20 protein-coding genes are annotated in these 19,436 nt (G+C 72.0%); 11 read left to right on the top strand and 9 right to left on the bottom strand.

What is annotated here, in order from left to right; all coding sequences use genetic code 11:
- Positions 1-18: 18 nt before the first annotated feature.
- Genes VHW64_RS01675 through VHW64_RS01655 form a run of 5 tightly spaced genes read right to left on the bottom strand, consistent with a single transcriptional unit; the run spans position 19 to position 3,785 of the window.
- A complete protein-coding gene (locus VHW64_RS01675) occupies positions 19-1,311 on the bottom strand; it encodes an alanine racemase (protein ID WP_329648762.1) in 1,293 nt (430 codons plus the stop codon).
- Positions 1,312-1,355: 44 nt separating this feature from the next.
- Positions 1,356-1,964: a hemerythrin domain-containing protein gene (locus VHW64_RS01670; protein ID WP_329648761.1), complete on the bottom strand. Its 609-nt coding sequence runs from the start codon at positions 1,962-1,964 to the stop codon at positions 1,356-1,358.
- The gene (locus VHW64_RS01665; protein WP_329648760.1) at positions 1,961-2,626 is read right to left on the bottom strand and encodes a class I SAM-dependent methyltransferase; all 666 of its coding nucleotides are present in this window, start codon (positions 2,624-2,626) and stop codon (positions 1,961-1,963) included. Before VHW64_RS01665 ends, VHW64_RS01670 begins: the two co-directional genes overlap by 4 nt.
- Positions 2,623-2,799: a CDGSH iron-sulfur domain-containing protein gene (locus VHW64_RS01660; protein WP_329648810.1), complete on the bottom strand. Its 177-nt coding sequence runs from the start codon at positions 2,797-2,799 to the stop codon at positions 2,623-2,625. Before VHW64_RS01660 ends, VHW64_RS01665 begins: the two co-directional genes overlap by 4 nt.
- A gap of 14 nt (positions 2,800-2,813) precedes the next feature.
- On the bottom strand, positions 2,814-3,785 hold the full coding sequence (locus VHW64_RS01655; RefSeq protein ID WP_329648759.1) for an iron-containing redox enzyme family protein: 972 nt from the start codon (positions 3,783-3,785) through the stop codon (positions 2,814-2,816).
- A gap of 179 nt (positions 3,786-3,964) precedes the next feature.
- On the opposite strand from VHW64_RS01655, the gene VHW64_RS01650 reads away from it, so the two are divergent.
- A complete protein-coding gene (locus VHW64_RS01650; RefSeq protein WP_329648758.1) occupies positions 3,965-4,120 on the top strand; it encodes an Hsp20/alpha crystallin family protein in 156 nt (51 codons plus the stop codon).
- A gap of 98 nt (positions 4,121-4,218) precedes the next feature.
- On the opposite strand, the gene VHW64_RS01645 is transcribed toward VHW64_RS01650, so the two are convergent.
- Positions 4,219-5,712, bottom strand: coding sequence for an FAD-dependent oxidoreductase (locus VHW64_RS01645; protein WP_329648757.1), 1,494 nt, complete (start codon positions 5,710-5,712; stop codon positions 4,219-4,221).
- Between the two features lie 235 nt (positions 5,713-5,947).
- Here VHW64_RS01645 and VHW64_RS01640 point away from each other — a divergent pair, with 235 nt between their 5' ends.
- The 3 genes from VHW64_RS01640 (at position 5,948) to VHW64_RS01630 (ending at position 8,369) form a co-directional block, all read left to right on the top strand.
- Positions 5,948-6,382, top strand: a complete 435-nt coding sequence (locus VHW64_RS01640) for an SRPBCC family protein (protein WP_329648756.1) — start codon at positions 5,948-5,950, stop codon at positions 6,380-6,382.
- Positions 6,379-8,004: an NAD(P)/FAD-dependent oxidoreductase gene (locus VHW64_RS01635; RefSeq protein WP_329648755.1), complete on the top strand. Its 1,626-nt coding sequence runs from the start codon at positions 6,379-6,381 to the stop codon at positions 8,002-8,004. Before VHW64_RS01640 ends, VHW64_RS01635 begins: the two co-directional genes overlap by 4 nt.
- A 164-nt stretch (positions 8,005-8,168) precedes the next feature.
- On the top strand, positions 8,169-8,369 hold the full coding sequence (locus tag VHW64_RS01630) for an HNH endonuclease (RefSeq protein ID WP_329648809.1): 201 nt from the start codon (positions 8,169-8,171) through the stop codon (positions 8,367-8,369).
- A gap of 16 nt (positions 8,370-8,385) precedes the next feature.
- Here the strand turns inward: VHW64_RS01630 and VHW64_RS01625 are convergent, their stop codons facing one another.
- Positions 8,386-8,865: a DUF421 domain-containing protein gene (locus VHW64_RS01625; protein ID WP_329648754.1), complete on the bottom strand. Its 480-nt coding sequence runs from the start codon at positions 8,863-8,865 to the stop codon at positions 8,386-8,388.
- A gap of 30 nt (positions 8,866-8,895) precedes the next feature.
- Positions 8,896-9,435, bottom strand: a complete 540-nt coding sequence (locus VHW64_RS01620; RefSeq protein ID WP_329648753.1) for a hypothetical protein — start codon at positions 9,433-9,435, stop codon at positions 8,896-8,898.
- A 187-nt stretch (positions 9,436-9,622) separates the two neighbouring features.
- Here VHW64_RS01620 and VHW64_RS01615 point away from each other — a divergent pair, with 187 nt between their 5' ends.
- Complete coding sequence (locus VHW64_RS01615; protein WP_329648752.1) at positions 9,623-11,029, top strand: MFS transporter; 1,407 nt, start codon at positions 9,623-9,625, stop codon at positions 11,027-11,029.
- Positions 11,030-11,111: 82 nt separating this feature from the next.
- Here VHW64_RS01615 and VHW64_RS01610 read toward each other — a convergent pair whose 3' ends face one another.
- Positions 11,112-11,573 carry a MarR family winged helix-turn-helix transcriptional regulator gene (locus VHW64_RS01610; RefSeq protein ID WP_329648751.1) on the bottom strand — a complete coding sequence of 154 codons (462 nt, stop codon included), beginning with the start codon at positions 11,571-11,573 and terminating at the stop codon, positions 11,112-11,114.
- A 103-nt stretch (positions 11,574-11,676) separates the two neighbouring features.
- Between VHW64_RS01610 and VHW64_RS01605 the strand changes: the two genes are divergently transcribed.
- Genes VHW64_RS01605 through VHW64_RS01580 form a run of 6 tightly spaced genes read left to right on the top strand, consistent with a single transcriptional unit; the run spans position 11,677 to position 19,436 of the window.
- Positions 11,677-14,682, top strand: coding sequence for an FAD-binding and (Fe-S)-binding domain-containing protein (locus VHW64_RS01605; protein ID WP_329648750.1), 3,006 nt, complete (start codon positions 11,677-11,679; stop codon positions 14,680-14,682).
- Positions 14,679-16,520: a thiamine pyrophosphate-requiring protein gene (locus VHW64_RS01600; RefSeq protein ID WP_329648749.1), complete on the top strand. Its 1,842-nt coding sequence runs from the start codon at positions 14,679-14,681 to the stop codon at positions 16,518-16,520. Before VHW64_RS01605 ends, VHW64_RS01600 begins: the two co-directional genes overlap by 4 nt.
- Positions 16,507-17,634 carry an enolase C-terminal domain-like protein gene (locus VHW64_RS01595; protein ID WP_329648748.1) on the top strand — a complete coding sequence of 376 codons (1,128 nt, stop codon included), beginning with the start codon at positions 16,507-16,509 and terminating at the stop codon, positions 17,632-17,634. Before VHW64_RS01600 ends, VHW64_RS01595 begins: the two co-directional genes overlap by 14 nt.
- A 25-nt stretch (positions 17,635-17,659) precedes the next feature.
- On the top strand, positions 17,660-18,004 hold the full coding sequence (locus tag VHW64_RS01590) for a hypothetical protein (RefSeq protein WP_329648747.1): 345 nt from the start codon (positions 17,660-17,662) through the stop codon (positions 18,002-18,004).
- Positions 18,001-19,020: an SDR family oxidoreductase gene (locus VHW64_RS01585; protein WP_329648746.1), complete on the top strand. Its 1,020-nt coding sequence runs from the start codon at positions 18,001-18,003 to the stop codon at positions 19,018-19,020. The genes VHW64_RS01590 and VHW64_RS01585 overlap by 4 nt, the downstream gene beginning before the upstream one ends.
- The gene (locus tag VHW64_RS01580) at positions 19,017-19,436 is read left to right on the top strand and encodes a hypothetical protein (protein ID WP_329648745.1); all 420 of its coding nucleotides are present in this window, start codon (positions 19,017-19,019) and stop codon (positions 19,434-19,436) included. Before VHW64_RS01585 ends, VHW64_RS01580 begins: the two co-directional genes overlap by 4 nt.

Here is a 19,436-nt window from a genome sequence, read left to right as displayed (position 1 = left end):
CCGAACGGGCGTGGTGGCTCACATGTCGACGGTCACCACGTCGAGGACCCGATGCGACTCGTCGACCAGGGGGATGGCGGGCCACCGGTCGAAGGCGCCACACGGGTGGCTGATGCCGAACGCGAGCAGGTCTCCGGGAGCCAGATCGTGCTGGCTGCCGGGTTCCTCGCCGTGACCGTCCTCGAGGCGCAGGTGGCCGTGCTGGTCGTTGACCTTCGCCACCGGGATACGGGGGAGCGGCTGGAGCACGCCGTCGGCGTAGCGACCCAGCAGGATCGGCAGCTGGTCGTCGAACGGGACGTCGCGGCGGCCGAAGTCGACGATCGCGAGGCCGCGCTCCGGGGTCGACAGCACCCGCGCCAGCAGCTCGAGAGCCGGGCGGAACGTCGGAGCGTCCGGTGAGGTGCGACGTCCGTCGAACGGCGAGGCGCGGTGGTACATCCCGTGGTCGTGGGTGACGTAGCAGCCGCTTCGCAGGACTGTTCGGAACCGCGGACCGACGATGTCGGGACCGAGTCGCGCAACCACCTGGTCGAAGTAGGAGCTGCCTCCGGCGGTGACGATGGGCGCCTCGACCTCCAGCAGGTCGGCGGTCACGAGGTCGCGAGCCGTCTCCGCGATCGCGTCGAGGAACGGCACCAGGCCGGCCGGGTGGCCGGCATCGGGGTCGCGGTGCATCAGGCCCTCGTAGCCCCCGACCCCGCTGAGCACGAGCCGCGCCGAGCGTTGCACCGCCCGGGCGGTCCAGAGTGCCTCCTCGCGGCTGCGCGCGCCGGTGCGGCCGCCGTCGTAGCCCCGCTCGACAAGGACCTGGAGGGGTCGCTCCGCGTGCAGCTCGGCGAGCGTGTGCTCCAGGAGGTCGACCCCGGCGACGCTGTCGACGTAGCACCACAGGTCGGTCTGGTCGTGGCCGGTGCTGTGGGTGCTCGTGGCGAGCAGCGTCCGTGCCAGCCACTCGATGGCCTTCGGGTCCACGAGGACGTTGGCGAGCAGGATCCGCCGGACGCCCCAGCGATGCAGGGCTCGCACCTGTCCCACCGTCGCCGCGGTCATGCCCCAGGCGCCGCCGTCGAGCTGGGCAGAGACGACGTACCTCGACAGCGACGTCTTGGCGTGGGGAGCCAGGAGCACCCCGGCGTCGCGCACGTAGGCCTCCATGGTCGCGATGTTGTGCCGGAGCGCCTCGGCGTGCAGCACCATCACCGGCGTCTCGAGGTCGGTCAGGGCACTCCACCCGAGATCGCCGACGGCGTCGAGCGGGACGCCGTCCGGCAGCACGATGCCCTTGAGGCGGTGTTGCTGCTCGCTCATGAGCGGGAGACTACGACGCGGGTCCGGGGCTCATCGCCCAGGGCTCAGAGCTCCGCCTCGTCCTCCAGCGCGTCCTTCAGCTCGGCCTTCGACCTCTGCGTGGAGCGGCTCAGGTCGAGGTTGCGCGCCTGCTGCTCCAGCTCGGCCCTCGTCATGTCGTCCGGCTGGTCGCCGAGGTGCTCGGCGCGGGCGGCGAGGAACCGCTCTCCGAGCTGCTGCAGGCTGTCGGCGTCCATCCGCTCGCGCATGTGTGGCAGCACGGTCTCCTCCTCCTCTTCGAGGTGGTGGGTGACCGCATGGACCAGCTCGTCGAGCACCTCGCCGAACTCGTCGGACTCGGGGTCGAGCCCCGTCAGCCGCTCAGCCAGCTGGTCGGCGACCAGGTGCTCCTTCTGGCTGTGCTCGACGTCCTCCTCGACGCCGGCGTCGCGGGCCCGGGGATAGACCTCGGACTCCTCGGCCCGGCTGTGGGCGAAGAGCAGGGTGCTCATCACCGGTGCCATGGCCGCGCGCTTGGAGCGGTCGGTGCGGAGCACCTCGAACATCCGCTGGAGCTCGCGGTGGTCGGAGATGATCAGGTCGACGACGTCGGGCATGGGTCCTCCGGAGGCGGTGGGTGCGACGAGGGCGTACCCGCCTCGGGGAGCACTCATGCGCGAGCGGGTCCTGCGGCCCGAAGGTGGTGATCCCGCTCGGGCGAGGGCGTGACCCGGGCGACGACACCGCCTTCGAACGTCCTCGTCTCGGCCACGTCGAGCGAGCCCCACCCAGGGCGAAGGAGAGTCGAGACCTGCCCGAGGTCGCCGAGCTGGAGTAGGGCTTGTCCGGCGTCGGTCACGTGACGCTCGATCACCCGGAGGCACTCCCGCGCGACCGACAGCCCGTCGTCGCCCCCGTCGATGGCCCGCGGCGGGTCCGCGGGGAACCTGCCGATCTCCGGATGGGCCACCCAAGGCGGGTCGGCGATGACCAGGCAGAACCTCTCGTCCCTGTCGAGAGCCTCGCGCAGGGTCCCGACCCGAACCTGCACCCGACCTTCCAGCCCGGCCCGGCGCGCGTTGGCTCGCGCGAAGTCGGCCGCCACAGGGTCGACGTCGACGCAGACCAGGGACCTTGTGGTGCCGCTCACGGCCGCCAGCCCGATCTGCCCGGCGCCACAGCAGAGCTCGAGCACCGGTCCGGGAGAGAGCTCGGTCAGGAGCTCGGCCGCCCAGCGCGACTGCGCGAGCGTCCACGGGCGTGGTCTCAGCACGCGCGAGTCGAAGGCGATGCGGAGCGCGCCGAACTCGACGAACTCCGGGGAGGTCCCCGTCAAGGCACGTCCCTGCGTACCGACTTGTGGGTGCCGTCGCACCAGGGCTTGCGTGCAGATCGGTCGCACGCGCACAGGGCCACGACCGGCCGTCCGACAGGGTGCTCCTTCCCTTCGTCGTCCACCACGACGTCGGCGCCCCGTACCAGGAGCGGACCACGCGGACAGGCCCGCACGCGCACCTCGGCGCTCACGACGCCATCCCGCCGAGGGGACCCGCGACGAGCTCACCGTCGGCCGGGTGCCAGCGGCCGAGGAGCTCGTCGGCGAACAGCTCGTCGAGATGGAGAGCGCATGCTGCGCCGAACACGATCTCGCCCACAACGCCCGGGTCCTCGGCCACCATCGCCCCGCACACGTCGCGGGCCGCGATCTGCTCGTGGACGGCGTCCGCCTCGACGTGCTCGTCGAAGTACGGGATGGCATCGGGGAGCCCGAGTCGCTCGAGGCCGGCCGCGATGCGCCGGGACGGCGTCGAGCTCGAGGCCTCGAACGCCGCGAAGTGACCGACGCCGACCGGCACGAGCCGACGGTTGAGTGCGAACAGCGACATCACGTTCGCCGACGCCAACGACAGAGCGGAGACCTGGTCGACATAGGCGCCGTAGGCCGGGTCGAGTCCGACCGCAGCCAAGGTCTGCGCGAAGAGGGCCTGGTGGAGCGCCTCCGGCCGGCCCGCGCCGAACTCGTCGTACTGGACCTCGGCCAGCGCGACCTTGGCGGCCCCGCTCATGCGCGGCAGCAGGAAGGCCTGCGGGTCGGACTCCTTCAGCTGCTGGACGCTGCGCTCCCTGAGGTACTCCCGCATCTGGTCGGCAGTCGCCTGCCGTCGCAGGTACGACGAGAGGCGCGGGCCCTGGTCGTCCGCCGCCATGCCCAGCACGATGTCGCCGATGTTCCCCTCCTGGTCGAGCTGGGACGTGACCCGAGTGCGGGTGGCCGATCGCAGCTCGCGCTCGAAACGCGTCTCGAGGGTGCGGCGCAGGCCCACGACCTCGACGTCCCACTCCAGGTCGGGGTCGACGTCCGCGAAGCCGCGGTAGGACAGCTCGTAGATCGTCCAGAGCGCCAGCTGGCAGTCCCGGTCGTGGACGATCCCGTCGCCCGTGCCGTCGTCCCAGGACAAGGGAAACGCGCTTCGCCGACCGCGCAGCGTGTTCACGACCCTGCGGCTGACCGGACCGCATGCCCTCGGAAGGTCCACGTTCCCGTTCGTCCTCTCGTTCGGTGTCTGTTGGCGGTGCGGGTCCGTACCCAGGCATCCAGGCCGCATGCCAGCGAGGTGTTGATCCGTGTCAGACCCGTCGGCCGCCACGCTCCTCACCCGTCCGCGCCGAGCGCGTGCGGCGCAACGGCGACTGGGAGATGCTCGCCTCGGAGCGGCCCCGCGGGATGTTCAGCCGGCAGCTCGTGCTCGGCGACAACCTCGATCTCGACCGGATCGAGGCGAGCCACGACGCAGGTGTGCTGCGCTTGACGATCCCGGCCGAGGCCTGACCTCCGCGGTCCGGCCGCACGGGCCGACGTACGCCGGACGGCCCGTGGCGGTGCCACGTCCCGGACCGGCCGGGTCGAGCGGGATCTGCCGAGCGCTCCTAGGCAACCGGCCCGGGCCGGAGAGGCCGCGTCGCCGGTCCTTCGAGCACGTCGCCGTCGGGGCCGAAGCGAGAGCCGTGAAGTGGGCAGTCCCAGGACCGCTCCGCGTCGTTCCAGGTGAGGGTCCCGCCGAGGTGGGTGCACAGCGCGACGACGGAGCATCGCCGTCCGTCTACCCGGGCCTGCCCGACGGGAAGGGCTCCCCGGCGGGCGACGACGCCCTCGCCCTCGGCCGGTTGGCGCGGCGCGCGGAGCTCCGCGCGCGCCAGGTCGCCCACCAGTCGCACGCCGACCGCGGCGTTGAGTCGCGCGATCTCCAGGGCGCCGCTCGGCCGAGTCACGCGTCGCGAGATCGGCTGCTGCCAGGTGGCGCGATGGCCGTGGACCTGCTTGGTCAGGGAGAGAGCTGCCGCGACGCCGTTGGTCAGACCCCACTTGCCGTACCCGGTCGCGACGTAGACGTGCCCACGCCCGCGCGGAAGATGGCCGATGGCAGGAAGGCCGTCGTGCGAGGAGTAGTCCTGGGCGGACCAGGCGTGGGTCTCCTCCGCAGCGGGGAACCACGACTGCGCCCAGCCCCGCAGCGAGTCGAGATGGTGGCTGGGAGAGTGCGCTCGGCCGACCGTGTGGCCCTCACCGCCGACCAGCAGCAGCGGTCCGTCGTCGGAGGCGGCGTCGCGAACGCTCCGCGTCGGCGAGCCGGCCGAGAGGAGCATGAGCTGTGGTGGGCTCGGGTGCGTGAACGCCAGGGCGTAGGAGCGCTGAGGCTCGACCTTGGCGAAGTACAGGCCGCGGTCGAGGATCGGGGTCCCGGTCGCCAGGATCAGGTTCTCCGACTCGACGCGGGCTCCGTCCTCGAGGTCGACCGCCGTGGGGTGCGCGAGAGGTGCGGCGACCACTCGCCTCCCGGTGACCACCGTGCCGCCTTCGCGGCGTACCTCGCGGACCAGGACCTCCAGGAGTTCCATCGCGTCGAGCTGCGCCTGGTCGGCCAGCGTCGTGGCTCCGGCGTGCGGGAAGGGCACTGCGAGCTCGTCTTCCCAGACGACCTCCAGGCCGAGACTGCGGGCGGCCTCGTGCTCCTCCCTGGCGGCGCGCAGCGAGGAGGCGTCCGCCGCGTACGTCGCCGCGGTGCGCCGCTGGAATCCGACACCGTGCTCCTCGCAGAAGCGGAGCAGCCAGGCCTGGCCTTCCCGGTTGGCCTCGACGTACGCCTCGGCGACCCGGCGGCTCTGTCGCTGGAGGACGCGCGAGAGGCGAGTGCCTTGGAGCAGGGAGACCTTGCCGGTGGTGTTCCCGGTGGTGACCGCGCCGACCTCTCTCGCCTCGATCACCGCGACGTGACGCCCGGAGCGCGCGAGCAGCAGTGCGGTGGCCAGCCCGGTCAGCCCGGCGCCGACCACGACGTCGTCGTAGCGCCCGGCCAGCTCGGTGTCGGTCTCGATCGGCGGACGGTCGCGCCACAGGGAGGTCAGAGGAGTCGTCGGGGGCATGCGACCTCGGTACCCAGTGCCGGCGAGGGCACGCGCGTCCGGGCGCATGCGCGCGGATCGCCACGGGCACCGGGTCGTCAGGCTGTGTCGCCCGATACGGGGCGGCACGCCCAGCGCCGAGCGGACGCGGCCTTGGTGCCGGGCCCCACGACCCGCGAGGTCACTGCCCGTCCAGCACGCCGGATCCGCGACGACGGGGCCGGTTCAATCGCTTGTCGGCGGGGTACGGACGGTTGTGAACCGAGTGCAGCAGGACGTCGATGCCCCGCCGGAGGACGTCTGGAAGGTCCTGGCTGACGGATGGCTCTACCCCTTGTGGGTCGTGGGCGCGACCAGGATGCGACAGGTGGACGACGAGTGGCCCAGCCCGGGCTCGCGGCTGCATCACTCGGTCGGCGTGTGGCCGCTGGTGGTCGATGACGACACCGAGGTCGTCGACTCGGTGGAGGGTCGGATGCTGCGGCTGCGCGCCAAGGCCTGGCCCGGAGGTGAGGCTGACGTGCAGATTCGGGTCGAGGACCGTGGTGCGGGCGCCTCGCTGACCATCGAGGAGGACCTCGTCACCGGTCCCGCCCGGTTCGTGCCACAGCCGATCCGGGCGCTGACCCTTCAGGTGCGCAACCGCGAGACGCTGCGCCGGCTCGCCTGGCTCGCCGAGCGGCGTGGGTGACCGTGCCCGCCCCGCACGAGACCTACGACGCGGTCGTGATCGGCGCCGGCCCCAACGGCCTCGTCGCCGCCAACCGGCTCGCTGATGCCGGTTGGTCGGTCGTCGTCCTCGAGGGCCGGCCGCACATCGGTGGGGCGGTGCACAGCGACCGCTCGGTCGACCCGGCGTTCGAGCACGACATGTTCAGCTCGTTCTACCCGCTCGGCGCGGCATCCCCGGCGCTACGGTCGCTCGATCTCGAGGGGCACGGGCTGCGGTGGCGTCACGCTCCGGCGGTGCTCGGGCACCCACGCCCGGACGGCACCTGGGCGACGCTCCACCGCGACCGGGAGGTGACCGCGTCGCTCCTGGACGGTCTGTGTCCCGGCGACGGAGAGGCCTGGCTCGCGCTGTGCGAGCGGTGGGACCGCATCGGCGACGCCCTGGTCGAGGCGCTGCTCACGCCGTTCCCGCCGGCGCGGGCGACTGCCAAGGGACTGCTGCGGCTGCGCTCGGCGGGCGGGATGGACCTGGTCCGGATGCTCCTGACGCCGGCACTGGACGACGCGCTCTGGCCCTTCCGCGGTGAGGCGCCACGGCTGCTGGTCGCGGGGAACGCCGCCCACTCCGACATCCCGCTGGACGCACCCGGATCCGGGCTGATGGGCCTGCTGATGACGTTGGTCGGTCAGGTCCATGGCTTCCCGGTGCCCGAGGGCGGCAGCTCCCGGCTCGTCGAGGCTCTCGCCCGCAGGCTGGACTCGCGAGGTGGTGAGGTGCGGTGCTCCGCCCCGGTCGACAGGATCGAGGTAGAGGGCGGGCGGGCCGTGGCCGTGCGGTACGGCGGCGGGTCACGGGTCGTCGCCGGACGGGCGGTGGTCGGTGCGGTCGTCGCTCCGATCCTCTACGAGCGCCTCCTCGACCCCGCGGACCTGCCGGACCGCGTTCGCCGGGGGATGCGGCGCTTCCAGCTCGATCCTTCGACGGTCAAGGTCGACTGGGCGCTCGACGGCCCGGTGCCGTGGCAGGTCCCCGCGCCGTACGCCCCGGGCACGGTCCACGTCGGCGACTCGCTGTCGCAGCTCAGCGAGTCCGTGGGGCAGATCTGGGCCGGCTACGTGCCGGCCCGACCGTTCCTGCTCATGGGTCAGATGACCACGACCGATCCGACGCGCTCGCCCTCCGGGACCGAGGCGCTCTGGGCCTACACCCACGTGCCCCAGCAGGTGCGTGGCGACCGGGGCGACGAGGGCATCACGGGCTCCTGGGATGCCAGCGAGCGCGAGCGCTTCGCGGACCGCATGCAGGCCAGGATCGAGGAGCGGGCACCGGGGTTCGCCGGTCGGATCCGGGCCCGGCGGGTCCTCGGGCCGCGCGAGCTCGAGGCCGCGAACCCCAACCTCATCGGCGGAGCCGTCAACGGCGGCACGACGCAGCTGCACCAGGAGCTGATCTTCCGGCCGGTGCCCGGGTGGGGACGGGCGGAGACCGGGATCCGCGGCCTCTACCTGGGCTCGGCGTCGGCGCATCCGGGCGGGGCGGTGCACGGGGCGCCGGGCATGAACGCCGCGCGAGCCGCGATCGCCCACGAGCGCTTCCGAGCTCTCAAGCTGGGTCGGCGATCTCGGCCCGGGTCGAGGTAGCTGCCTCCGGCGGTCTGCGCCGGGGTGTCGTGGTCTCTCGGTGGCTGTCCGCAGATCCTCTGGTGCCGTGGACTCGTCGGCAAGAGTGAGATCTTGGGCGTGGGTCGCGCCGGCCGCCTGTTCACCGGGCCGCTCCGCACCGCCCTGGACGCCCGCGACCAGCACTGCCGCACCGAGGGCTGCGACTGCCCCGCCGCCTGGACCGAGGCCCACCACAAGACCCCTGGACCCGAGGCGGCCCCCCTCCCTCGACCTCCCTCGACAACGGCATCCTCCTCTGCCCCTACCACCACCGCGCCCACGACCCCGCCACACCACCGAGCTACCTCCTCAACGGAGACAGCCGACTCCACCGGAGAACCTGAGGGGTGACCCTGAGGGCTAGGAGACCCCGGCGCCGGTCTCCGGCGCGCCTTCCGGTGAGCTCTGGGTGAAGAAGGAGACCTTGCCGTCCGCCTCCAGGACCGCCAGCTCGACGTCGCCGATGCTGCGGATCCCCTGCTGGCGGGCGATGGCGAGAAGGTCCGCGGTGGAGAGCCGCTGCTGACGGACCGGCGTCGCGAGCACCTCGCCGTCCCGGACGATGACGACGGGCTTGCCGTTGATCATCGGGCGCGTGCGCGGGAATCGCCACTGTGTCCAGCCGAGGACGACGGTCAGCAGGGCGAACACCGAGATGGCCAGGATCCCGGAGGTGACCGAGTAGTCCTGCTGGGTCACCGCCTGCTGGATCAGGTCGCCCAGCACGACGTACAACAACAGCTCGAAGGTGCTCAGCTCGCCCAGGGTCGAGCGGCCGACAGCGCGCGTGACCGCCCACAGGAACAGGAACATGACGGCCGCGCGGATGACGATCTCCACGTCGGGCTCCTCTCTCGGGACGGATAGCGGTCAGGGCAGCAGCCGGGTGCGGTAGTCGAGCGAGACCACGGGCTTGCCCGCGTCGAGCACCGCGAGTCGAGCGGACTTGCCCTGCTGGCTCGCGGGTTGGATGTAGGCGTCGTAGTAGACGACGAAGGTGCTGCCGGGGGGCGCCTCGAAGGTCAGGTACAGGGTGTGGCCGTCGCGGGTCTCGTCCGACGGCTCGGGGTGGAAGCCCTGGGTCTCGAAGATGTCGAAGTAGTCGGCCGTCACCGCCAAGGTGACCTCCTTGCCGAACCCGCCCGGGTGGGTGACCGTCGCCTGCCACTCGACGTCCAGCCCGGCGCGGGCGACCCAGGGGTAGCGCAAGGAGAGGGTGTAGCCGTTGCCACTGGCCGTGGCCGTGCTGGTGTGGACGCCGAGGAAGCTGGTGAGTGCGCCCAGGACCACCAGGACCATGGCAGCGAGCATCACCCGGCGGGCCCAGACGGCGGCCGGATGGCTGCCGGAGTCCAACGGCACACCTGCGTCGAACTGGAGGGTGGACACCTCCGGGACAGCCCTGCTCACGTGCCGCACGTACCCCTCGGGGTGAGTCAGCATGCCAGGGCTCCGGCCCGGGCCGGAGGCTCACGGTCGCGCTCATGGCCAGGCCGCGTACCGGGTAAGGAGTGGTGTGCAACGCCCTGACTGCGACGCAACGTCAGCGTCCTCGAGGCCTGACGCCCCCGAGACCACGTCGACCAGCCCACCCGAGATGGATGCCGAGGAGCGGGGCCATCGGTGGCGCGCCTTGGTGCTCTGCCTGGTGGCCGGCGGGATGTGCTTGCTCGATGTCAGCATCGTCAACGTCGCGCTGCCGTCGATCCGCACCGGCCTGCACGCCGGAGAGAGTGAGATCCAATGGGTCGTCGCCGGCTACTCGGTCGCGTTCGGCATGGCCCTGGTCCCCTCAGGCCGGCTGGGAGACGCGCGCTCGCGACGGCTCGTGTTCCTGGTCGGCGTGGCGGTCTTCACCGCCTCGAGCGCGGCCTGCGGGGCGGCCGTGAACCCGCTCTGGCTGGCCGTGGCCCGAGTCGTCCAGGGAGTCGGCGGAGGGCTGATCACCCCGCAGGTCTCGGGGTTCATCCAGACGATGTTCCGCGGCGAGGAGCGGGGGCGTGCGTTCGGCCTGTTCGGCGCCACCATCGGCATCTCGACGGCGCTGGGGCCGTTGCTGGGCGGAGTGCTGATCCAGCTCGGTGGCGTGAGTGAGGGCTGGCGCTGGGTGTTCTACGTCAACGTCCCGATCGGGATCGCCCTGGTCGCGCTGGCGCGCCGTTGGCTGCCCAAGGCCGAAGGCAGCCGGTCGGCGTCGTTGGACCCGGTTGGGGTGCTGCTGTTCGCGGCGGCGACCTTGCTCGTGCTGCTCCCGGTGGTCGGCGGCTCCCAAGGACAGGCCCTGTCCAGCCGGCCGTGGTGGCTGGTGGGAGCGGCCGCCGGGGTGCTGGTGGCCTTCTTCGTCTGGGAGGTGCACTCGACGCGGCAACAGCGCCAGACGCTGGTGGACCTGAGCCTGCGCCGCATCCCGTCGTACGTGTTCGGACTCTCCGTGGGGACCTTCTACTTCGCCGGGTTCACCGCGATCTTCCTGATCCTCACGCTCTACCTCCAGGAGGGGCTGGGCTACTCGGCGCTCCAGGCCGGGGCCACCCAGACGTCGTTCGCCGTGGGCTCGGCGGCCTCCGCGTTTCTCGCCGGTCGCCTCGTCAACCGGTTCGGGCGGCGGCTCGTCGTGGTCGGGTTGGTGGTCATCTGCGGCAGCCTCGTGGCGCTCGACCAGGTGGTGCCGCACGTGCACAGCCACGTCGGGCTGGCCCTGGCTCCGCTGCTCCTCTGCGCGGGCTTCGGCGGGGGGATGGTGATCTCGCCGAACGTGACCCTGTCTCTGGCCGAGGTCGACCCGGCTCGCGCGGGAGCCGGCGGTGGGCTGCTCCAGACGGCGCAGCGAGTCGGGTCGGCCATCGGGGTGGCCGTCGTCCTTGCACAGTTCTTCGAGTCGCTGAGCTCGACCCGGGGGGACTTCGCCCAGGCGTTCTCCGACGCGCTGCACACGACGATCGTCCTGCTCCTGGTGGCCCTGGTGCTGGCAGTCGTCGACGAGGTACGCCGGCAGCGGACCTGAGCGAGGCCCGAGTGTGTCCGAGTGGGCCCGAGTGGGCCCGAGTGGGCCCGAGTGTGTCGTAGGTGCCGTTCGCCGGTCCCTGTCAGAGCAGCGGCGCGGGACTGTCGGGGTGCACCGAGTCCGCGGCCGCGGCGAAGGTCGCGAGACTCGCGACGAGCGGGCCGATCTCGTCGGAGTCGAGGCGGGTCAGGACAGCGCGGGCCCACCGCCGGCGGGCCTCGCGCACCGCCCGGACCTGGCGGCGACCCGCCGGTGACAGCCGGAGCTCGACCGACCGACGGTCCGCTGGCGCCTCGCGGCGGTCGACCAGGCCGAGCTCGTCGAGGCGGGTGCAGTGCCGACTGGCGTTGGACTGGTCCACGCCGAGCCTCGTCGCCACGTCGGTGACCGAGAGGCCTCCGCTCTCGTCGAGCAGGAGCAGCACTCGGTGCTGCGCCACCGTCACCGGCATCGGCCCTTCGGCGACGGTCTGGATGGCCATCCCGACCAGTGCCCTGGCGGACGTCAGCAGCGCGTCCACCACGGCGTCAGGCGGTGCCTCCACGCAGTCAGGTTACATGCGACGCCGCATGTAGTCCGACAAGCGTGGGTACGGCGTGCCCGAGGGGGTACCTGACCCGCGTGCTGCCGTTCTCCGGAGGTGACCTATGACCCACACGCTCGACCCGACCCGACCTCGCGACCCCGCCGCGGCGGAGACCCTCGACGCCGTCTCGGCCCTGCGCGCGCGGGTGGACGGCGAGGTCAGGTTCGACACGGGGTCCAGGGCGGCGTACTCCACCGACGCCTCGAACTTCCGCCAGGTGCCGATCGGTGTCGTCGTGCCTCGCACGACCGAGGCAGCCGCGGAGGCGGTCGCGGTCTGTCGCGAGTACGACCTGCCGATCGTCAACCGCGGAGGCGGCACGAGCCTGGCGGGCCAGTGCACCAACGAGGCCGTCGTGCTGGACTTCACGAAGTACTGCCACCGGCTGGTGTCGGTGGACCAGGATGCGCGCACCTGCGTGGTCGAGCCCGGGATCGTCCTCGACGTCCTCAACCGGCAGCTCGCCTCGACCGGCCTCCGCTTCGGGCCCGAGCCCGCGACCCACCAGAACTGCACGCTCGGCGGGATGATCGGGAACAACTCCTGCGGCGCCACCGCGCAGCGCACCGGCAAGGTGGTCGACAACGTCGTCTCGCTCGACGTCCTGCTGTACGACGGCACCCGCTTCACCGCCCGGCGCACCGACGACCAGCAGTACTCGGTGATCGAGCGGATGGGCGACCGCCGCTCCCAGATCTACCGCTCGCTACGACGTCTGCGCGACGAGCACGCCGAGCTGATCCGGAGGCGCTACCCCGACATCCCGCGGCGTGTCTCGGGCTACAACCTCGACTCGCTCCTCCCCGAGCACGGCTTCGACATCGCCGGCCTGCTCGTGGGCAGCGAGTCCACCCTGGTCACGATCCTGGGAGCGGAGCTCGAGCTGGTGCCGGTCGTGAAGGCGCGCACCCTGGTGGTGCTGGGCTTCGACGACATCGCGAGGGCGGCCGACGCCGTGCCGGCGATCGTCGAGCACGAGCCGATCGCGCTCGAGGGGGTCGACCACTACCTGATCCACGACGAGCAGCTGAAGGGCATGAACGCCCAGGCGCTCGGAGAGCTGCCGGACGGGACCGGCTTTCTGCTGGTGCAGTTCGGAGGCGAGGACGCCGACGAGTCCGACCGGCGCGCGCACGCCATGCTCGACAGCCTCGGCGACACCGAGCACGACCCCGACGTGAGGTTCATCGACGACCCGGAGCGCGAGGACGAGCTGTGGCAGGTGCGCGAGGCCGGACTCGGTGCCACTGCCCACGTGCCCGGCAAGCCGGACACCTGGGAGGGCTGGGAGGACTCCGCGGTCCCCGTCGACCGACTCGGCGACTACCTGCGCGACCTGCAGCGGCTCTATGAGGAGTTCGGGTACGCCTCGGACACCGGCCCCGCCCTCTACGGCCACTTCGGCCAGGGGTGCGTGCACACGCGGATCCCCTTCGGCCTGTACACCACCGAGGGCGTCGCGAGGTACCGCCGGTTCCTCGAACGTGCCGCGGACCTCGTCGTGTCGTACGGCGGCTCGCTGTCCGGCGAGCACGGCGACGGCCAGACCCGTGGCGAGCTGCTGCCTCGGATGTTCGGCGGCGAGGTCGTCTCGCTGTTCGAGGAGGTGAAGGTGCTCTTCGACCCGCAGGACCGGATGAACCCCGGCAAGGTCGTGCACCCAGCCCGCCTCGACGAGCACCTGAGGCTCGGCGGCGCATGGGCCCCCCGCGACCTCCACCCCCTCTTCTTCCACTACCCCGACGACGGCGGCTCCTTCCGCCAGGCGGCGAACCGCTGCGTCGGTGTCGGCAAGTGCCGCAAGCACGAGAACGACGGCGGCACCGTGATGTGCCCGTCGTACCAGGTGACGCAGGAGGAGGAGCACTCCACGCGTGGTCGGGCGCGCCTGCTCTTCGAGATGCTGGACGGCCACCCGGACGGCGTCATCAGGGACGGCTGGCGCTCCGAGGAGGTCAAGAACGCCCTCGATCTCTGCCTGGCCTGCAAGGGGTGCAAGACCGACTGTCCGGCCAACGTCGACATGGCGACGTACAAGGCCGAGTTCCTGGCGCAGCACTACCGGCACCGGCTGCGCCCCCGTGCCGACTACGCCACCGGGTGGCTCCCGGCGATGGCCGCGGTCGTCGCACGAACCGGCGCTGCGCGCCCGCTGAACGCGCTGGCCGCTCGACGTCCCCTGGCCCGCCTGGCCACGCGCGCGGCCGGCCTGGAGGACCGGCCGGTCCCGCGCTTCGCCCCCGAGACCCTCCAGCAGTGGTGGGGCCGCCGCATCTCGGGCGCGGCGGACTGCCACCGCCCCGCACCCCGCGGCCGGGTGCTGCTCTGGCCGGACACCTTCACCAACGCCTTCAACCCCGAGATCGGCAAGGCGGCGGTCGAGGTGCTCGAGGCTGCCGGGTGGGAGGTGGAGATCCCCACGGAGCATCTGTGCTGCGGCCTCACCTGGATCTCGACCGGCCAGCTGGGGATCGCGCGACGAGTGCTGCGTCGGTCGATCCGCGCGCTCGCGCCGCACGTCCGTGAGGAGGGCTACGTCGTCGGCCTCGAGCCCAGCTGCACCGCGGTCTTCCGCTCCGACATGCACCAGCTCTTCCCCGACGACCAGGACGCGCACCGGGTGGCCGACCACGTCGTCACCCTGGCCGAGCTGCTCACCGAGCACACGGACGGCTGGGAGCCGCCCGTGGCGCCGAAGGACACCCGGGCCATCGCCCAGGTCCACTGCCACCAGCACGCGGTGATGAGCTGGGACGCCGACCAGAGGGTGTTGGAGAGGGTCGGCGTCGACGCCGAGCGGCTCGACTCGGGGTGCTGCGGCCTCGCCGGGAACTTCGGGTTCACCGCGGGCCACGGCGACGTCAGCAGGGCCCTGGCCGAGCAGACGCTCCTGCCACGCGTCCGCGACGCGGCCGACGACACCGTCGTCCTGGCCGACGGCTTCTCCTGCCGCACCCAGATCCAGGACCTCGACAGCGGCGGCCGTGAGGGCGTCCACCTGGCCGAGCTCCTGGCCGACCTGCTGCACCGACAGACCGAGGACCCGAACCGAGGAGGAACACGATGAGCACCACCGTTGCCGACCAGCTGCTGGAGCGACTCCGTGCATGGGATGTCCAGCAGATCTTCGGCTACCCCGGAGACGGCATCAACGGCATCGTCGGCGCCCTGTCGCGAGCCGACGACCAGCCCCGCTTCATCCAGGCCAGGCACGAGGAGATGGCGGCGTTCGAGGCCGTGGGGTACGCGAAGTTCAGCGGCCGTCCCGGCATCTGCCTGGCCACGTCCGGCCCCGGCGCCATCCACCTGCTCAACGGCCTGTACGACGCCAAGCTCGACCACGTTCCCGTCGTCGCGATCGTCGGCCAGACCAACCGCTCGGCCATGGGCGGCAGCTACCAGCAGGAGGTCGACCTGCTCAGCCTCTTCAAGGACGTCGCCAGCGACTACGTGCAGATGGTGACGGTGCCCGAGCAGCTGCCGGGCGTCCTCGACCGTGCCATCCGCATCGCGACGAGCCGCCGTGCCCCCACCGCGATCATCATCCCGAACGACGTCCAGGAGCTGGAGTACGAGCCGCCTGGTCACGAGTTCAAGATGGTCCCCTCGAGCCTGGGCACCAGCTGGGGTCACGTCGTCGCGGACGACGACGGACTGGCGGCCGCCGCCGAGATCCTCAACGCCGGCTCCAAGGTCGCCATGCTCGTGGGCCAGGGTGCTCGAGGTGCTGCTCACGAGGTGATGCAGGTCGCCGACGTCCTCGGAGCGGGGGTCGCCAAGGCCCTTCTGGGCAAGGACGTGCTCTCCGACGAGCTGGCGTACGTGACAGGCTCGATCGGCCTGCTCGGCACCCGGCCGAGCTACGAGATGATGCAGGGCTGCGACACGCTGCTCACCGTCGGCTCGAGCTTCCCCTACACGCAGTTCCTGCCCGACCTCGACCAGGCACGCGGCGTCCAGATCGACCTCGACGGCGGCATGATCGGGATGCGCTACCCCTACGAGTGCAACCTCGTCGGAGATGCCGGGCGCACACTCCAGGCGCTGTTGCCGCTGCTGGAGCGCAAGGCCGACCGCGGCTGGCTGGAGACGATCCAGCACAACGTGAGCCGCTGGTGGGAGGTGATGGACGCCGAGGCGCACGTCGCCGCCAAGCCCGTCAACCCGATGCGGATCTTCAGCGAGTTCTCCAGCCAGGCGCCCGAGGACTGCATGGTCGCCGCCGACAGCGGCTCGGCTGCCAACTGGTACGCCCGTCAGGTCAGGTTCCGCGGCGGGATGCGCGGCTCGCTGTCCGGAAACCTCGCCACCATGGGCCCGGCCGTGCCCTACGCGATCGGAGCGAAGTTCGCCCATCCGGAACGGCCGGCGGTGGCGTTCGAGGGCGATGGCGCGATGCAGATGAACGGGCTGGCAGAGCTGCTCACCATCGCGCGCTACTACAGGTCCTGGAGCGACCCCCGGCTCGTCGTCGCGGTGCTGCACAACAACGACCTCAACCAGGTCACCTGGGAGCTGCGGGCGATGGGCGGGACGCCGGCCTTCATCGAGTCGCAGGCGCTCCCCGAGACGTCGTACGCCGAGTTCGCGGCCTCGATCGGTCTGGACGGGCTGACGATCACCGACCCCGACGACCTCCAGGGCGCCTGGCGCCACGCGCTCTCCGCCGACAAGCCGGTGCTGCTCGACGTCCACTGTGACCCGGACGTGCCACCGATCCCGCCCCACGCGACCCTCGAGCAGATGACGAACATGGCGCGGGCGCTGATCAAGGGCGACACCTCGCGCTGGGGTGTGGTCAAGGAGGGGTTCCGGACCAAGGCCCAGGAGCTCCTGCCCCTGGGCTCCGACTCCGAGGGGAGCTCGGACACCTCCGGGCGAGCCGACGGCCATGACCGCGACTGAGACGAGCCGCGTCGAGGTGCCAGTGGCCTCGGTCGAGGCGACGGCGTACACCGTCCCGACCGGTCGTCCGGAGGGCGACGGCACGCTGACCTGGGACTCCACGACGCTGGTGCTCGTGCGCGTCTCGACGCCGGACCCGTCCCTGCCGGTCGGCACCGGATGGACCTACGGGCCGGCGGCGGCTGCGGCCGTGGTCGGCGACCTGCTCGCCGGCACCGTGGTGGGAGAGGGGGCCATGGACGTCGCCCGGTCGTGGCAGTCCATGGTGCGGGCGGTCCGCAACGCCGGGCGGCCGGGGCTGGTCGGCATGGCCGTCTCTGCTGTCGACACGGCCTTGTGGGACCTGCGTGCACGCCTCCTGGGTTTGCCCCTCGCGACGCTGCTCGGCGCCGTCCGCGACGACGTCCGCGTGTACGGCAGTGGCGGGTTCACCACCGACTCCGGACCGCACCTGAAGCACCAGCTCGAAGGCTGGATGCAACAGGGCTTCGTGCAGGTGAAGCTCAAGATCGGCGAGTCCTGGGGCACCGAGGTCGACCGGGACCTGGTCCGGGTGGCCCTGGCGCGCGAGGTGGTCGGCGACGCCGTCGACGTCTTCGTCGACGCCAATGGCGGCTACCAGGCGCAGCAGGCGGTGCGCGTCGCCCGCCGGCTGGAGGACATGGGGGTCGTGTGGTTCGAGGAGCCGGTGAGCTCCGAGGACCTGCCGGGTCTGCGTCGGGTCCGCGAGCAGAGCGTCGCCGACGTGACCGCGGGGGAGTACGGCGACAGCCTTGCCTACTTCGCCCACCTCCTGTCCGCCGACGCCGTGGACTGCGTCCAGGTCGACGTGACGCGCTGCGGCGGCTACACGGAGTGGCTGCGGATCGCGGCGCTCGTGGCGGGGTACGGCCTTGAGGTGTCCGGTCACTGCGCTCCCTCGCTGGCGGCGCCGGTCGCCCTGGCCACTCCGAACCTGCGACACCTCGAGTGGTTTGAGGACCACGTGCGCGTCGAGAGCCGGTTCTTCGAGGGATTCCCCGATCCGGCCGGGGGCCGGATCGTGCCGGCGCACGCACCAGGCCACGGCCTGGCTCTGCGCGACATCGACCTCGCGACGTACCGCGTCGCCTGACGGGAGGAGCAAACGAGTGAGTCACATGTCCGAGCCACCCGTGCGCCACGGGCGCACCCACACGGTCCGCCCACGCTGGACCTGGATCGCGCTGGTCGTCATGGTGGCGGCTCTGGTCCTGATCGGTGCGGGCATCATCGTGCCGTCCTGGGCGTGGGCCGTCTCCGGCCTCGTGCTCCTGCTGGTGGGCGGTGGGCTCGCCCTCTACGGCGGCTTCTTCTACGACGTGCAGGGCGGCGGCTCGGCGTCCGACCAGCTGCGCGACGTGGTGCAGGACAACGAGCACGAGTTCCCGGACCCCACCACGAAGCGCACCGAGGACGAGGTCAAGCGCGACGTGCACCGACGCTGGCTGGGAAGGCGGGCATGACCACCGCGTCCGGGCAGCGCGTCGTCGTCGTCACCGGTGCCTCCGGCGGGATCGGGCGGGCGAGCGCGAAGCTCTTCGGCGGCCGGGGCGACGCCGTGGCGCTGGTTGCCCGGGGCGTGCGTGGCCTGGAGGGCGCCCGCGCCGACATCGAGGCGCTCGGAGGTACGGTCGCGGTCTTTCCCGCCGACACGGCCGACGCCGCGGCGTTGGACTCGGTCGCGAGCCAGGTCGAGGAGCAGCTGGGCGAGATCGACATCTGGGTGAACGTCGCCTTCACGTCGGTGTTCGCGCGCTTCGTCGACATCGAGCCCGACGAGTTCGAGCGGGTCACCCGGGTGACCTACCTCGGCTTCGTCAACGGCACCCGCTCGGCGTTGTGTCGGATGCTGCCGCGCAACCGCGGCACGGTCGTGCAGGTGGGGTCGACGCTGGCCTACCGCGGGATCCCCCTGCAAAGTGCCTATTGTGGCGCCAAGCACGCCACCCAGGGCTTCCACGAGTCCGTGCGCACCGAGCTCCTGCACGAGAAGAGCGCCGTCCAGGTGACGATGGTGCAGATGCCGGCTGTCAACACCCCGCAGTTCTCCTGGGTCCTCTCACGGCTTCCGGACCAGGCTCAGCCGGTGCCGCCGATCTACCAGCCCGAGGTGGCCGCCCGGGCCGTGGTCTTCGCCGCCGACCACCCGCGTCGCCGGGAGTACTGGGTGGGGGAGACGACGGCCGCGACCCTGCTGGTGAACGCCGTGGCGCCGGGACTGCTCGACCGGTACCTCGCCCGCACCGGGTTCGACTCTCAGCAGACGGGCTCGCCCAAGCCGGCCGACCAGGCGGCCAACCTGTGGGAGCCGGCCGACGGGCCCGACGGCCGCGACTACGGCGCCCACGGGCTCTTCGACGACCGTGCTCACGGCCGCTCCCCGCAGGTGTGGGCCTCCCAGCACCATGGGACGGTCGCCGTCGCCGGGCTGTGCCTGGCCGGGGCAGTCGTGGCCGCCGTGCGCGCCGTACGCCGGTGAGGGCGGCGACCGCCTCGCGGCTCGCCGTCGGAAGCGCCTGCCTGGTCGTGCCCCGGCAGGCGCTGGCACTGCTCGGCGCCGCCGATCGCGACGACCCCGTGGTCGCCGCTGTGGCCAGGGTGCTGGGGGTGCGACTTCTCGTGCAGGCCGGCGTCGAGTCCCTTCTGGGCGGTCAGGCGGCAGGCCGGGCTCGGTGGCTCGGTGCGGCCGTCGACCTCGCGCACGCGGCGAGCATGCTGCCCGTCGCCCATCGGTGGCCCGAGCATCGCCGCAGCGCCCTGGTCAGCGCCGCCGCCGCCACCGCGACCGCCGCCCTCGACCTCGCCTCCCGTCGAGACGGGTCCGAAGGCGTCACTCGACGGGTCGGCGCGGATCTCAACGGGTACATGGAGCGGCGTGGGGCGGGTACTGGGTGA

The organism is Nocardioides sp. (genome assembly GCF_036267815.1).
In the GTDB taxonomy this organism is placed as follows: domain Bacteria; phylum Actinomycetota; class Actinomycetes; order Propionibacteriales; family Nocardioidaceae; genus Nocardioides.
The sequence above is the reverse complement of the archived record's forward strand: the minus strand, read 5'-3'. Positions and strand labels throughout refer to the sequence as shown.